10 protein-coding genes and 3 tRNA genes are annotated in these 14,040 nt (G+C 36.9%); 9 read left to right on the top strand and 4 right to left on the bottom strand.

From position 1 onward, the window contains the following. Positions 1–22 precede the first annotated feature (22 nt). On the top strand, positions 23–1,393 hold the full coding sequence (locus JKA74_RS10100) for a cystathionine beta-synthase (RefSeq protein ID WP_201431052.1): 1,371 nt from the start codon (positions 23–25) through the stop codon (positions 1,391–1,393). An 85-nt stretch (positions 1,394–1,478) separates the two neighbouring features. On the opposite strand, the gene JKA74_RS10095 is transcribed toward JKA74_RS10100, so the two are convergent. From JKA74_RS10095 to JKA74_RS10085, 3 genes are all read right to left on the bottom strand, one after another. After that, positions 1,479–1,562, bottom strand: a tRNA-Leu gene (locus JKA74_RS10095). Between the two features lie 63 nt (positions 1,563–1,625). Further along, positions 1,626–1,698, bottom strand: a tRNA-Lys gene (locus tag JKA74_RS10090). A 120-nt stretch (positions 1,699–1,818) separates the two neighbouring features. Beyond that, positions 1,819–1,891, bottom strand: a tRNA-Lys gene (locus tag JKA74_RS10085). A 140-nt stretch (positions 1,892–2,031) separates the two neighbouring features. Between JKA74_RS10085 and JKA74_RS10080 the strand changes: the two genes are divergently transcribed. The 6 genes from JKA74_RS10080 to JKA74_RS10055 all read left to right on the top strand — a co-directional run bounded on the left by JKA74_RS10080 (position 2,032) and on the right by JKA74_RS10055 (position 11,731). Then, a complete protein-coding gene (locus JKA74_RS10080) occupies positions 2,032–2,754 on the top strand; it encodes a hypothetical protein (protein WP_201431051.1) in 723 nt (240 codons plus the stop codon). A 33-nt stretch (positions 2,755–2,787) separates the two neighbouring features. Then, a complete protein-coding gene (gene rlmD / locus JKA74_RS10075) occupies positions 2,788–4,188 on the top strand; it encodes a 23S rRNA (uracil(1939)-C(5))-methyltransferase RlmD (RefSeq protein ID WP_201431050.1) in 1,401 nt (466 codons plus the stop codon). A 296-nt stretch (positions 4,189–4,484) separates the two neighbouring features. Next, complete coding sequence (locus tag JKA74_RS10070) at positions 4,485–5,543, top strand: sensor histidine kinase (protein WP_201431049.1); 1,059 nt, start codon at positions 4,485–4,487, stop codon at positions 5,541–5,543. A 335-nt stretch (positions 5,544–5,878) separates the two neighbouring features. Beyond that, positions 5,879–6,508 carry a DUF2306 domain-containing protein gene (locus tag JKA74_RS10065; protein ID WP_201431048.1) on the top strand — a complete coding sequence of 210 codons (630 nt, stop codon included), beginning with the start codon at positions 5,879–5,881 and terminating at the stop codon, positions 6,506–6,508. 216 nt (positions 6,509–6,724) lie between these two features. Continuing rightward, entirely contained in the window at positions 6,725–10,312 is a 3,588-nt protein-coding gene (locus tag JKA74_RS10060; RefSeq protein WP_201431047.1) for a two-component regulator propeller domain-containing protein, read from the top strand. A 351-nt stretch (positions 10,313–10,663) separates the two neighbouring features. Continuing rightward, positions 10,664–11,731: a serine hydrolase domain-containing protein gene (locus JKA74_RS10055; protein ID WP_201431046.1), complete on the top strand. Its 1,068-nt coding sequence runs from the start codon at positions 10,664–10,666 to the stop codon at positions 11,729–11,731. A 122-nt stretch (positions 11,732–11,853) separates the two neighbouring features. On the opposite strand, the gene JKA74_RS10050 is transcribed toward JKA74_RS10055, so the two are convergent. Then, positions 11,854–12,474: a TetR/AcrR family transcriptional regulator gene (locus tag JKA74_RS10050; protein WP_201431045.1), complete on the bottom strand. Its 621-nt coding sequence runs from the start codon at positions 12,472–12,474 to the stop codon at positions 11,854–11,856. A 77-nt stretch (positions 12,475–12,551) separates the two neighbouring features. Here JKA74_RS10050 and JKA74_RS10045 point away from each other — a divergent pair, with 77 nt between their 5' ends. Then, positions 12,552–12,983 (top strand): LIC_13387 family protein, encoded by a 432-nt coding sequence (locus JKA74_RS10045; RefSeq protein ID WP_201431044.1) that lies wholly within the window; start codon positions 12,552–12,554, stop codon positions 12,981–12,983. 235 nt (positions 12,984–13,218) lie between these two features. Beyond that, positions 13,219–13,953 carry a class I SAM-dependent methyltransferase gene (locus JKA74_RS10040; RefSeq protein ID WP_201431043.1) on the top strand — a complete coding sequence of 245 codons (735 nt, stop codon included), beginning with the start codon at positions 13,219–13,221 and terminating at the stop codon, positions 13,951–13,953. Positions 13,954–14,040 lie beyond the last annotated feature (87 nt).

The following is a 14,040-nucleotide window of genomic DNA, read 5'->3' as shown; positions in this document are numbered from 1 at the left end:
TTGCACAAAGAAAAATAAAAACATGTACTATAACTCCATTATAGATACCATCGGAAATACACCTTTGGTTAAACTTAATAAAATAAATAAAGGCATTTCGGGTACTATACTTGTAAAAGTGGAATATTTCAACCCCGGAAATTCCATGAAAGATAGAATGGCTATCAAGATGATTGAAGATGCCGAGAAAGCAGGTATTTTGAAGCCCGGTGGCACTATCATAGAAGGAACATCCGGAAACACCGGAATGGGACTTGCATTAGTGGCAATATCCAAAGGGTATAAATGTATTTTCACACTTGCCGATAAACAATCGAAAGAGAAAATGGATATCCTTCGTGCTATGGGTGCTGAAGTGATAGTGTGTCCTACCAATGTTTCACCGGAAGACTCTCGCTCTTACTATTCCATTGCGAAAAAATTAAACCAGGAGATCCCTAATTCATTCTACCCCAATCAATATGACAATACTTCCAATGCGGTAGCCCACTATGAAACAACTGGCCCGGAAATTTGGGAACAGACAGATGGTAAAATCACTCATTGGGCAGCTGGTGTTGGTACTGGTGGTTCTATGTGTGGAACCAGTAAATACCTCAAAGAACAAAACCCTAAAGTAATAAGTGTAGGAATAGACTCTTACGGTTCCGTATTCAAAAAATATAAGGAAACTGGCATATTTGATGAAAAAGAGATTTATCCTTATTTAACAGAAGGAATAGGAGAAGACATCCTGCCTAAAAACGTAGACTTCTCTTTAATTGACCATTTTGTAAAAGTAACAGATAAAGACGGTGCCATAATGACCAGAAGACTGGCGCGTGAAGAAGGCTTGTTCTGTGGTTGGTCATGTGGATCGGCTGTTCATGGAGCTTTGGAATATGCCAAAGAAAACATGAAAGAGGATGATGTAATGGTGATCATATTGCCAGATCACGGAACCCGTTACCTCGGCAAAATCTATAATGATGACTGGATGAGGGACCACGGCTTTCTGGAGAACAATGAATATGCTACAGCAAAAGACATCATCGCTAAGAGAAACGGTTCTTTCAAGTTAATTTCCGTTAATAGTGATACCAAGGTAGGCGAGGTTGTTAAACTATTGGACGAATTGTCTATTTCCCAATTGCCGGTTCAGGAAAACGGTCATTTTGTTGGAAGTATTTCCGATACTAAATTATTGAATAAATTAGTAGAGAAGCCTGAATTAAAGAATAAACCTGTGTCTGAGATTATGGATGATTCATTTAAATTCATTGCCATGAACACTACTGTGGACACCATATCATCAATGATGAATCGTGGTGATAAGGCCCTAATGGTAATGGATGAACAACAAACCCCGCATATCATAACCAAGCAAGATTTATTAATGGCTTTTTCTGATTAATTTTATTAGAAAACCTGGCAAAGAAAAAGGCTGCAAATCGAGAATTTGCAGCCTTTTTTGTTGATAATAATTCTAAACGGAATTGTGCGCACGAGAAGATTCGAACTTCCACAGGGTTGCCCCCACCACCCCCTCAAGGTGGCGTGTCTACCAATTTCACCACGTGCGCATGGCTTATGCCTGCAAATATACAGTCATAAAGCAAAAAACCCATCCGAAGATAGGTTTTTTGTGACTCGCTTGGGGTTCGAACCCAAGACCCCATCCTTAAAAGGGATGTGCTCTACCAGCTGAGCTAGCGAGTCATTTATATTGTTTATCATTTAAATCTAAGAGATTGAAGTCCAATCCTCCTGATTCTTTTAATCAGTATAAATCCTATAAGAAAAAAAATGCTCCAATATTTAATTATTGGAGCCTAATAGTGACTCGCTTGGGGTTCGAACCCAAGACCCCATCCTTAAAAGGGATGTGCTCTACCAGCTGAGCTAGCGAGTCAAACAGAACGGAAACTAATTTCCATCGTAATACTTAACTCAAAATCCTTCCGTTTCTTTCAAGCAGAAGGTATCTGTTTTTTTGCTTTTGAGGAGTCGTTTTCCTTAATTGCGTTGCAAATGTAAGCACTATTAAATAAAATGCAAAAGGTAATTCTCAAATTTCTCGTTTCTATTTTTGTCAGCCTCTCTTTTTTCTTAAATGTAAACGCTAATACTGTTGAAAATGAATTAGTTAAAGCCGATTCTTTATATTCAATAAAATTGTATACCGAGTCTATAAAAATCTACGAATCAATTTTGGAAGAGGGAAAAGCCAGTCCGGCCATGCTTTTAAAGATGGCAAGGATAGAGGAAGGACTTACCAATTATGGGCTAACCATTTACTATTTGGAAAAATATTTCGAATTAACCGAGGACAAAAAAGTATTAAACCATATCCAACAAATAGCTGAAAAAGAAAAGCTAAGTGGCTATTCATATGATTTCCCATTCTACCTGGAATACTTTTATGATAAATACCAACCATTACTCATATTAGCACTTTCTCTGTTACTTATAATTGTGTTGGGCTTCATGATCAAAAACTATCAATCCAGGCAATTAAAAAAGCAGTACTTTTCGTTCGTTGTCATCATTGTTCTGTTGGCGGGTGTCGCCAATAATGTCTCAAGCCCTGAATACGCTATTATTCTCAACACACCTACCTTTTTGTTAGAAGGACCTTCAGCTGCTTCTAATGCAGTTGACAAAGTGAATGGCCATCATAGAATAATAGTTAAGGATCATGTAGATGTATGGACAGAAACAGAATGGAATGAAAATAAAGCTTATATAAAAACAGATCATTTGAAAAAGCTTTAATTTTTCGGAAATATTGCACTAATTTTGCCGCTTATGGCAAGAAAGAAACATCCCATCATTGAAAAATTACGAATAGAAAAGATTGCTGCTGAAGGAAAAGCACTAGGCTATTTTAACGATAAAGTTGTTTTTGTACAAGGCACAGCACCCGGGGATGTAGTGGATGTAAGGGTTCACAAAAAGAAAAAGAGTTTTTTGGAAGGAAGTGCCATTAAATTTCATGAAAGATCTGGCCTAAGAGTAGAACCATTTTGTACCCATTATGGAATTTGTGGTGGATGCAAATGGCAACACCTGGGATACGAAGATCAATTAAAATTCAAGGCTCAACAAGTAACTGATGCGCTGGAAAGAATAGCTAAAGTAGAGTTACCTGCTATTCAGCCTATTTTAGCCTCGGCCAATACTACCTATTATCGTAACAAATTAGAATTTACCTTCTCCAATAATCGCTGGTTAACTGCCGAAGAAATTGCCACTGGTGAAAATTTCAGTTCATCGGCTCTGGGCTTTCATGTACCGAAAAGGTTTGATAAAATTGTACAGATAGAACATTGCTATTTGCAACCTGAGCCATCAAACAAAATCCGTATGGCAGTTGATAAAATCGCAAAGGAAAATAACATCTCCTATTTTGACATTGTCAACCAGGTAGGATTCTTACGGAATTTGATCATTCGCACAACATCCACAGCTCAGGTAATGGTGATACTACAAGTAGCTGAAGACAATGAAGAATGGTTGAACCTGATTTTATCTCACTTGAAAAATACATTTCCGGAAATTACAGCCTTACTATATGTAATCAACCAGAAGGGAAATGACACTTTCCATGGTTTAGAAGTTCAATCCTATTCCGGACAAGATCATATTCTGGAAGAAATGGAAGATCTGAAATTCAAAATTGGTCCAAAATCATTCTATCAAACCAATTCTGAACAAGCCTATGAATTGTATAAAGTAGCCAGAAACTTTGCGAAACTGAAAGGTGATGAATTAGTTTATGACTTATATACAGGTACTGGCACTATCGCCAACTTTGTGGCCGGTAATGCCAAAAAAGTAATTGGCGTAGAGTATGTGGAAGAAGCAATTGAAGACGCTAAATTCAATTCACAATTGAATGGTATTGACAATACTGATTTCTATGCCGGTGATATGAAAGATATCCTAAACGATGAATTCATTCAAAAGAACGGGCAACCTGATGTAATTATTACCGACCCTCCACGCGCAGGAATGCACCCCGATGTAATCAATATGCTATTAAGAATTGAAGCTCAGAAAATAGTGTATGTCAGCTGTAATCCTGCAACCCAGGCGAGGGATTTGGCTTTGCTCGATGAAAAATATAAAGTAACAGCCGTGCAGCCTGTAGATATGTTCCCCCAAACACACCATGTAGAGAATGTGGTATTACTGGAAAGGAAGTAGTAAATCCGTGAGAGATATTTTTTGACAAAAAAACTTTCCTATCCGAAAAATCTGCCTTTTGACTAAAAGTATCTCGCAAGCATTTGTGGAGCTGAATTTCTTTGGCCTTTTTAATTTCTCAGCAAGCCCTTTTAATTGAATGCTTTTTAACCAAAAAATAGAATAACTCGTTAGAGGGGAAATACTCGTTAAAATATCAGGCTTTTGGTGTTTAGTATTAAAGTTTAATTATTAGCAGAACTGCTGATAAGGTTGATTAAGATAAGTATTGTATCAATTAAATAAAGGAAAACCAAATGGCAGATTTGAGAGAATTGAATGAAGAATTAGAAAATTATTTTCGAAATACAGTCATCCCACAGCTATTTTTTGATGCTCATTTTATCCTTCGGAAATTTACCCCACCAGCAATGAAGCTTTTTAACCTGTCTCAAAAGGATTTGGGCAGGCACATCAGTGATATTTCCGATAACATTCGCTATCCCACTATACTAGAGAATATTACGGAAGTAATGGAAACCCAGCAGGATTTTGAGAAAGAAATCCAAACAACAGATTTCAAGTGGTACCAGATGAATATTTTACCCTATATTACCCGCAAAGAGGGCAAATCCAATGGGGTCATTATAACTTTTGTAGACATCACTGATCGCATCGAAACACTGAAAGCATTTGAGAAACTCAATCGAAATTTTGAAAATATTTTTTACACCGTTTCTCACGACCTCAAAGGTCCTATAGGGAATGTAGAAGTTTTAATTCAGTTGTTAAAAGATGCTCCTGATAAGGAGTCGGAAGATGCTAAATCCATTATTGAATTATTGATTAAATCAGTGAAAAACCTAAAACAGACCATCGAAGAAATCACAGATATTAGTGATGGAATTGATAGTCATAGCCTTGACAAACAAGTAGGAAGAATCTATTTAGAAAAAATAGTGAGGGATGTTCAACTTTCACTAAAAGACAAAATCGCACAGTCTAATGCGAGAATTACGACTGAATTTAATATACCCGAAATAAAATTCTCCAGAAGAAAAATCAGAAGTATTATTTACAATCTTTTGAGTAACGCCATTAAATATACCGCATCAGAACAGGTTCCTGAGATTTTCATTAAAACGGAAAAATTAGATGACTTCATTCTCCTGACTGTTAAGGATAATGGTATTGGTATTGCAACTGATAAACATGAGGCGGTCTTTTCCCGATATACCAGAATAGTTGAAGATGTAGAAGGGACAGGGGTAGGATTGTTTATAGTAAAAAGGATGGTAGAAGATAGTGGAGGGAAAATTGAAGTAGAAAGTTCCTTAGGGAAAGGCTCAACTTTTAAAGTTTATATTAAGGAGTAGCGAAACTGTGAGGAAGGAAAAATTATTTTCACTTTATTTTAACATTACCAATATCTAAAAAGTTGGCCTCCTCTGTCATCTGCAAAAGCCTCATTCCTTTAGGAAAGGGAATAACGTGAAAACCTGATAGATAAATGGGTGATTATTAAAAATTAAAATTTATTACTTCAATAAGTCAGACAGCGTTTAAGCGTTTCCTTTTTTGTCACACATTTTATAGATGTTCAAAATAATCATATCCTTTCTGCTTGTACCATCGAAAAAATAAATGACAGTGTTATTTCCCATAAAATAAAGTACTTTTAAAGCCATAAATAAGAGTTGAATTTAAGAACATGGCAAAAAAAGCACTTTGGATATTATTTGTGTTCCTGGCAATAGCAGTGGGCCTTTACCCATTAATCTATTTTATTATTGATAGAAAATTTGGACTCTTGAGTTCTAAGGATATAGAGCTCTTAGTTAATGTGTACTGGAATATCGGATTTTATATGCACATTATTCTTGGGGGAATTGCATTGCTGGTGGGGTGGATTCAATTTAGTTCAAAGATTCGTGCTACCAGATTAAAATTGCACAGGCAAATTGGGAAAATCTATATAATATCCTCATTATTAAGTGCTTTAGCAAGTTTGTTCATTGCTTATTTCGCAACTGGCGGATTAATAAGTGCATTAGGGTTTGCTTGTCTGGGAGTCATCTGGTTTTACACTACCCTGAAGGCATTTTTGGTGATTAAAAAAGGAAACATCGTAGCTCATGAAAAAATGATGATCTACAGTTATGCCTGTTGCTTTGCAGCTGTAACACTCAGAATCTGGCTGCCTATTTTAATTAATATATTTCATGACTTTATTCCTGCCTATCGTATAGTGGCCTGGCTATGTTGGGTGCCTAATCTTTTAGTAGCATTTTTAATTATCAGGAAAATAAAAGTACCTGTATTGAAGGAGGCAAAACGATAGAACACTCCTGTTTTGTGAATCTGGAGCTCTAAGATAAAGAGGTTGTGTTTGAAAAAGTTAGGTAACGTAAGTCTATTTGGAACAACAATGTTCGTTATCTTCAAAAAGCACTACCATCTCTTTCAGCACCATCTTCAGAAACTAAAGCTATTCATCAACATAAAATTGATATATTTACTCCTAGGGTAAATATATCCAAAGTTCAAACCATGCAAAATGAAAACAAACCTCCTCTTATTTCAGTTTCTTTTTTTACTTTCTAGCACTATATCTGTTAATTCATTTGCCCAGGAAAGTATTTCTCCTCCCCTTACTGTTTCTGCAGGAACTCCAATAATTAAACAAATCTCTTCCTATCCGCCAAAAGCTAATTTCACCAATTTCGACACGGAGGAAGGTCTGGCTCTCGGCACCATTACATGTGGGTTTATGGATAAAAAAGGAAACCTCTGGTGGGGAACTGATGGTGGAGGCGTATCACATTATGATGGAAAAAAATTTACCAACTTTACTACAGAGCAAGGGCTGGCCCACAATAGTATTTATAGCATTACAGAAGACAGAAACGGGAATATTTGGTTAGGAACGTTGGGAGGAGGAGTATCTCATTATGATGGCAAAACTTTTACCACATTTACTACAGAGCAGGGATTAGTACATGATCGTATATTCAGAATTATCGAAGACAAAGCGGGGAATATTTGGATGGGCACCGATAGAGGAGGTGTATCTCGCTATGATGGGAGCTCATTTGCGAATTTCACCACCGAACACGGCCTTGCCAATAATCGCGTTTTCAGCATCATGGAAGACAGCAAGGGGAATATTTGGCTGGGCACGCTTGGAGGTGGTGTTTCCCAATATGATGGAAAGAACTTTACCAATTTTACTACCGATCAAGGTTTGGTAAGTAATGTTATTACAAGCATCACTGAAGATGAAAATGGAAACTTATGGTTTGGCTCCTTAGGAGATGGTGCCTCACGTTATAATGGCAGTTCTTTTAGCAGTTTTACCACAGAGCAAGGACTGGCTGACAACAGCATTTACAGCATTACGAAAGATAAAAGTGGTGACATATGGTTCGGAACCGATGAAGGTGGCGTGTCGAGATATAACATGAAAAGCAGCAAACTTCCTTGCCAGTCAAATACCTGCAATCATAATCTACAACTCAGACAAGAACTTGAGAAGCATAATCAGGAACTGCGTAAATCTTTTACCACTTTTACCAATGATCAGGGATTAGCCCACAGCAGTGTATGGAGTATCACAGAAGACAACAGTGGAAGTATTTGGTTTGGCACCTATGGTGGAGGTGTGTCACGATATGACGGGGAATCATTTGTAAGCTATAACACGGAACATGGGCTTTTCGAGAATAGTGTTTTCAGTATTACAGAGGACAGAAAGGGAAATCTGTGGTTTGGAACTTCCGGAGGAGGGGTTACCCGCTATGATGGTGAAAACCTGGCTACTTTTACCACTGCGCAGGGCTTGCCTAATGACCGGGTGTATTGTATCATTGAAGATAAAAGTGGAAATATGTGGTTCGGCAGTAACGGAGGGGGTGTCACTCGTTATGACGGGGAATCTTTTACCATATTCACTACAGCACAGGGTTTAGCCCATGATGTGATCAATACTATCTCAAATGATTCTAAAGGAAACATCTGGTTGGGTACAGCTGGTGGCGGTGTTTCCCGCTATGATGGAAAATCTTTTACCAACTTCACAACAGAAGCAGGACTGGCTCACAACAGTGTATGGAACATTACGGAAGATGAAAGTGGCGATATTTGGTTTGGCACAGCAGGAGGAGGAATATCCCGTTATGACGGGCACTCTTTCACTAATTTCAATACTCAACACGGATTGGCAGATAATTTCATCAACAATATTACTAAAGATGTAAAAGGAAACCTTTGGATTGGTACATCCGGTGGTGGGCTTAGCGTATTGAAACAGGAAACTATTAATGAATTATCAACAGAAAATACGACCACTCTAGAGAAAATAAAAAGCGGGGATAAAATCTTTCACAATATCACCAAGGCTGATGGTCTGGCAGATTTAGTTGTTTACGATATGATAGAAACTCCTGAAGGCAATATGGTTTTCGGTACCAACTTGGGTTACAGCATATTAATAGGAGGAGCCAAAAACCTCGATAAAGAAAAAATGGAATGGGAATATTATAACAATAAAACCGGCTACCCTATTAAAGACCTAAACACAAATGCCATGTGTATTATCAAAACAGGCTTTCCTTATAAGAAGTCAACAGAAAATGTAGGAATCATCTGGGGTGGCTGTGGAGATGATAAATTAATTCGGTTTGACCCCAAAGCAGTAAAGAGAAATGCCAATCCTCTTCCAGTATTTATTCAAAAAGTAAAAATTAATGAAAACAACATTGATTGGTATAATCTGGAAGCAAATACCCATGACAGTACAACCCTCTCTCAACAGGAAGTAATCACACACGGTCAATTGTTATCCGCGGAAGTAAGAGACAGTCTTCGTACGAAGTATGCTGATATACAGTTTGAAGGCATCGATAAGAATTTTTTCCTTCCCGAAAATTTAATACTCCCCTCCCGGCACAATAGTATTGGTTTTGATTTTGCAGGAATAGAAACCGCCAAGAATTTCATGGTACGTTACCAATACATATTGGAAGGCTACGATAAAGATTGGAGCCCGGTCACTTCAAGAACATCTGCCACCTTCGGTAATATGTATGAAGGGGATTATATTTTCAAATTGAGAGCCAGAAGTCCTGAAGGCATTTGGAGCACTCCGGTTTCTTACGCATTTACTGTACTGCCCCCCTGGTGGAGAACCTGGTGGATGTACTTAATATATGGCACCTCTGCCATTGGCTTGATTGGTCTTATTGTCTGGTGGAATGGAAGAAGATTGAGAAAAAGGGCGAAGGAACTTCAAAAAGAGGTACGAAAGGCCACAAAGGAAATTCAAAAAAAGAATAGAAACCTTGAAAGCGCCAATAACGAAATCACTGAACAAAAAAAGGTGGTGGAAGAAAAGCATAAGGAGATAACTGATAGCATCCATTATGCTAAACGCATACAAGATTCTATATTGCCATCGGAAGAAACCTTGAGCAAGGATTTGAAAGATGGATTTTTGCTCTACCTTCCAAAAGATGTGGTGGCGGGGGATTTCTACTGGATGGAGCAATACCATGGCAAAGTATTCTTCGCAGCAGCTGACTGCACGGGTCATGGAGTTCCGGGAGCTTTGGTAAGCATGGTTTGTAGCAATGCATTAAGCAAGACACTTCTGGAAGAAAACATTACGGAAACAGGCAAGTTGTTGGACAGAACAAGGGAATTGGTAATTGAACGCTTTGCCAAAAGTGGTGGCGAAGTGGAAGATGGAATGGATATTTCACTATGTGCGCTGGACATGAAAACGATGATATTGCAATGGAGCGGGGCCAATAACCCACTATGGGTAATGCGCAATGGAAACCTGCTTAAACACAAGGCCGACAGAATGCCTATTGGGAAATATCCGGCTCCCAGGCCTTTTTCCACTCATAACTTTCAACTGGAAAAGAATGATATTATTTACGTTTTTTCTGATGGCTACCCTGACCAGTTTGGAGGGCCTAATGGAAAGAAGTTCATGTTCAAGCAACTGGACAAGTTACTGATTTCCATTTACACAAGGAAAATGAATGAACAAAAAGAAATTCTTCAGAAATCTTTTGAGGATTGGAAAGGAGATCTGGAACAAGTGGACGATGTTTGCATAATTGGAGTGAAAGTGGGTTAAGGTATTGATACGGAATCTTTAAAAACGAGGAAAACAAAAGTGATGAATTAACTACTTTAAGTCCTTATACCTTAACCAAAGATCAGGTAAACCGGCATTTATTTAATACCAATGTTACTTTATCCTATACTACCAGGTATGTCACAATTTTCTACAACTGGTTTAGCTTTAGTCCCGAAACTCATTTAGGAAGCCTGAATACCTCCGATGAAAGAGTAAAAGATATCAATTTATCAAAAAGAAGACATCATTTTGCTGAAATAGGTTTGACTTTTAATATACATTAGTGGCAATTGTTTTATAATTTGAGGTGGATGTATAATAGTAAATAGTCTAATAGTAGATCATAACATGAAAACTTTAGTTTACTTTTTAGTTCTTTTACTGTCAATTTCGGGTTGCAGTAAAAATGACGATGGAATCCTGCCAATAACGGATTCTATGTATTTTCCTTCAACTACTAATAATGATTGGGAGACTAAATCTATTTCCAGCTTAGGTTGGAATCAAAGCGCTATTCAACCCCTGAAAGATTTTCTTGCTCAAAAAAACACAAAATCCTTTATGATACTTGTAAATGGAAGGATTGTAATGGAAGAATATTTTAATGGGCACAATTCTTCTGCTGAATGGGAATGGAACAGTGCAGGTAAAACATTAGTGGCAACAACAACGGGAATTGCACAGCAAGAAGAATTGCTGAATATCAATGATAAAGCGTCAGATTATTTAGGAACAGGATGGACAAACATGCCATTGCCAAAAGAAACCTTGATTACAGTAAGAGACTTATTGTCAATGACATCAGGAATTGATGACACAAAACAATTAATTATAAAATCCAACTTGACTTATGTGGCTGATGCAGGAACGAGGTGGGCTTACGGCAATGTTTTTCAAAAATTGACAGATGTAGTTGCCAACGCAAGCAATAAAAACTTTGAAACCTATTTCAATGAAAAACTGGCGAGCAAAATAGGGATGGAGGGAAATTGGAATTTCGGGATAATTTTCACTATATACCACAGTAACACAAGAAGTATGGCAAGATTTGGTCTTTTGGCTTTGAACAAAGGAAAATGGAACAATGAACAGGTAGTAAATGAAACTTTTTTTAGTGAGAGTACATCTTCTTCACAGCGTATCAATACTTCTTACGGATACTTCTGGTGGTTAAATGGGAAAACGAGTTTTATGATTCCTGGTGAGCAAACTGTTTATCAGGGTCCATTACTATCCAATGCACCTGTGGATATGTATGCTGCAATGGGAGCAAATGACCAGCGTATCTATGTTATCCCAAGCAAAAAAATGGTGGTTATAAGAATGGGAGAAGCCTCTGACCCTGTAAATCCTAATTTTGCAGTATCTGGTTTTGACAACGCTCTTTGGGAGAAAATAAATACAGTTATAAACTAACAAGAGAAAATAAACAACGAACCACCAACGCCTGAGATAGAGTGTGCTGATTTCAGTGGTTTTCTCCACAATTAATCATGAAATTACTGCTAATTGGGTAAATCACTGACGATTCGTTAGCATCACCACCAATTAATAGAATTGTATTGCTTAATTCCTTTAGTTGTGAGATAAGGGTAAATTGACTGCATAATCATTTCCAAATATTCAGCTATTATGTTTTTGGCAATTTGATCCTTTTCAATTTCAGCTGATGCCATCCAGAAATCTCCAAAAATCTGAATCCTTTTATAGAGATAATAGTACTCTTGAGGCAATTTTTCTTTACGCATTATTCCATCTTCAATCATCATATTAAATAATCCGATAATTTGCCCTTGCCTCACTTTAGTAAGATCTTTGAAGTGCTTTTTAATTTTTGAGTTTTCTCGCATAACCTGAGTGAAATCAAGAAGGAAAAAGCGATACTCATATGAATTCCGCATGATAGCAGACGAAATATCATACATTAATTGTAAACCAATTGTTGATTGCTGGATTTTAGCCATGCTGCTATCCATATCTTTAACTAACCTATGATATAACGCTTCAATAATGTCATCTCTTTTTTTATAATGATAGTTCAAATTACCTTGACTTATCCCCATTTCCTGAGCAATGGTTCGCAAAGTAACCTTTGCCAATCCTTGTGAATTGAATAAATGTAAGGCTGTATGTATTATTTTTTCACTGGTACTTTCCATATGCCAAAGATAATAATATTAGTAACATTGACCTAAATTGAATTAATTTTAGTAACTTTGACCTAAATTAAAATATTATGAACTATACAAAATTAGGATACAAAATTGGCTCTTGGGCTTTTATCATAGTAGGAACTGGTCATATCCTTACGGATCAATTAAGTCCGAAAACACCAGACCAACATCAGTCTATCCAAACAATGAAAGGCTTTGCCATTCAATTAATGGGAACCGAAACAACTATTTTTTCTTTTCATCAAGGGTTTAGTTTAATGATGGGACTATTATTGTTCAGTTACGGATTATTGAATCTAATGATTTTAAGCATTAACAAAGAGGTCAACTTACCCACTAATATTTTAGTGCTTAACATCATGGTCTCTGTAACATGTGCCATATTATCTTTTATGTATTTCTTTATTGTTCCAATTGCGCTAATGAGTGTAGCTTTCTTAGGTTTTACATTTTCAATTCTTAAAAGAAATACAACAAAACAAATGGCAGTATAAGAGCAGCGACTATATGAGCAAAACATGCATTCTGACAGTGATTGTAGCAGAAATGGGAAAAAGAGCAAAAGACCTATTCCCGAAATAATATTAATTGAATTGAAGTGTCAAAAAAAAACTGCCAACCATGATCAATTATGAAATGAGCATAAATATTCGAGGGCGAATTTATACCAACCGCCAGATGAATATTTATCGCGAATTCCATGTGACCTATAGAAATAAACATATACACATGAAAGATAATTTTTCTTCACAATCAGACAAGTATATGAAATTCAGACCGACTTATCCGTTGGATTTCTTTAACTATCTGAACTCAGTGGTTACCAACAAACAAAACGCTTGGGACTGCGGAACGGGAAATGGACAAATTGCATTTGAATTGGCAAAAACTTTCAACAATGTTTTCGCTACCGACATCAGCCAAACGCAAATAGACAACGCCTTACAAGCGAATAACATAAAATATTCGGTTCAACCAGCCGAGAAAACTAATTTTGACAATCAAAAGTTCGACTTAACTGTAGTCGCCCAAGCTGTCCATTGGTTTGACTTTGAAAAATTTTATAAAGAAGTAAAACGTACCTCCAAAACCAATGCCTTGCTTTGTATAGTAGGCTACGGTAGAATTGAAATCTCTTCACAAATAGATGATATAATTAAGGACTTTTACACTAATGTCATCGGGAAATATTGGGATAAAGAACGGAAATATATTGACGAAAACTATGAAACCATTCCGTTCCCTTTTGAGGAAATCCAATCCCCAAAATTTGAGAACAAACATCAATGGACTTTAGAACATTTAATTGGATATTTAAATACATGGTCAGCTGTAAAACATTTTATCAAAAAAAATGGATATAATCCGATTGACGAATTAGAAGGCAAACTAAAACAACAATGGAATAGCGAAAGAATAAAAGAAGTAAATTTCCCGATACTTTTAAGAATTGGGAAAATATAAATGGCCGTACATAATATTGGTGGTTATGAATAATAGCCATTCGGAGGCTAGATAACTTCATGCGTTAACAGTTGTTCACTACATTTC

It is taken from the genome of Marivirga aurantiaca (assembly GCF_016679925.1).
In the GTDB taxonomy this organism is placed as follows: domain Bacteria; phylum Bacteroidota; class Bacteroidia; order Cytophagales; family Cyclobacteriaceae; genus Marivirga; species Marivirga aurantiaca.
The sequence above is the reverse complement of the archived record's forward strand: the minus strand, read 5'-3'. Positions and strand labels throughout refer to the sequence as shown.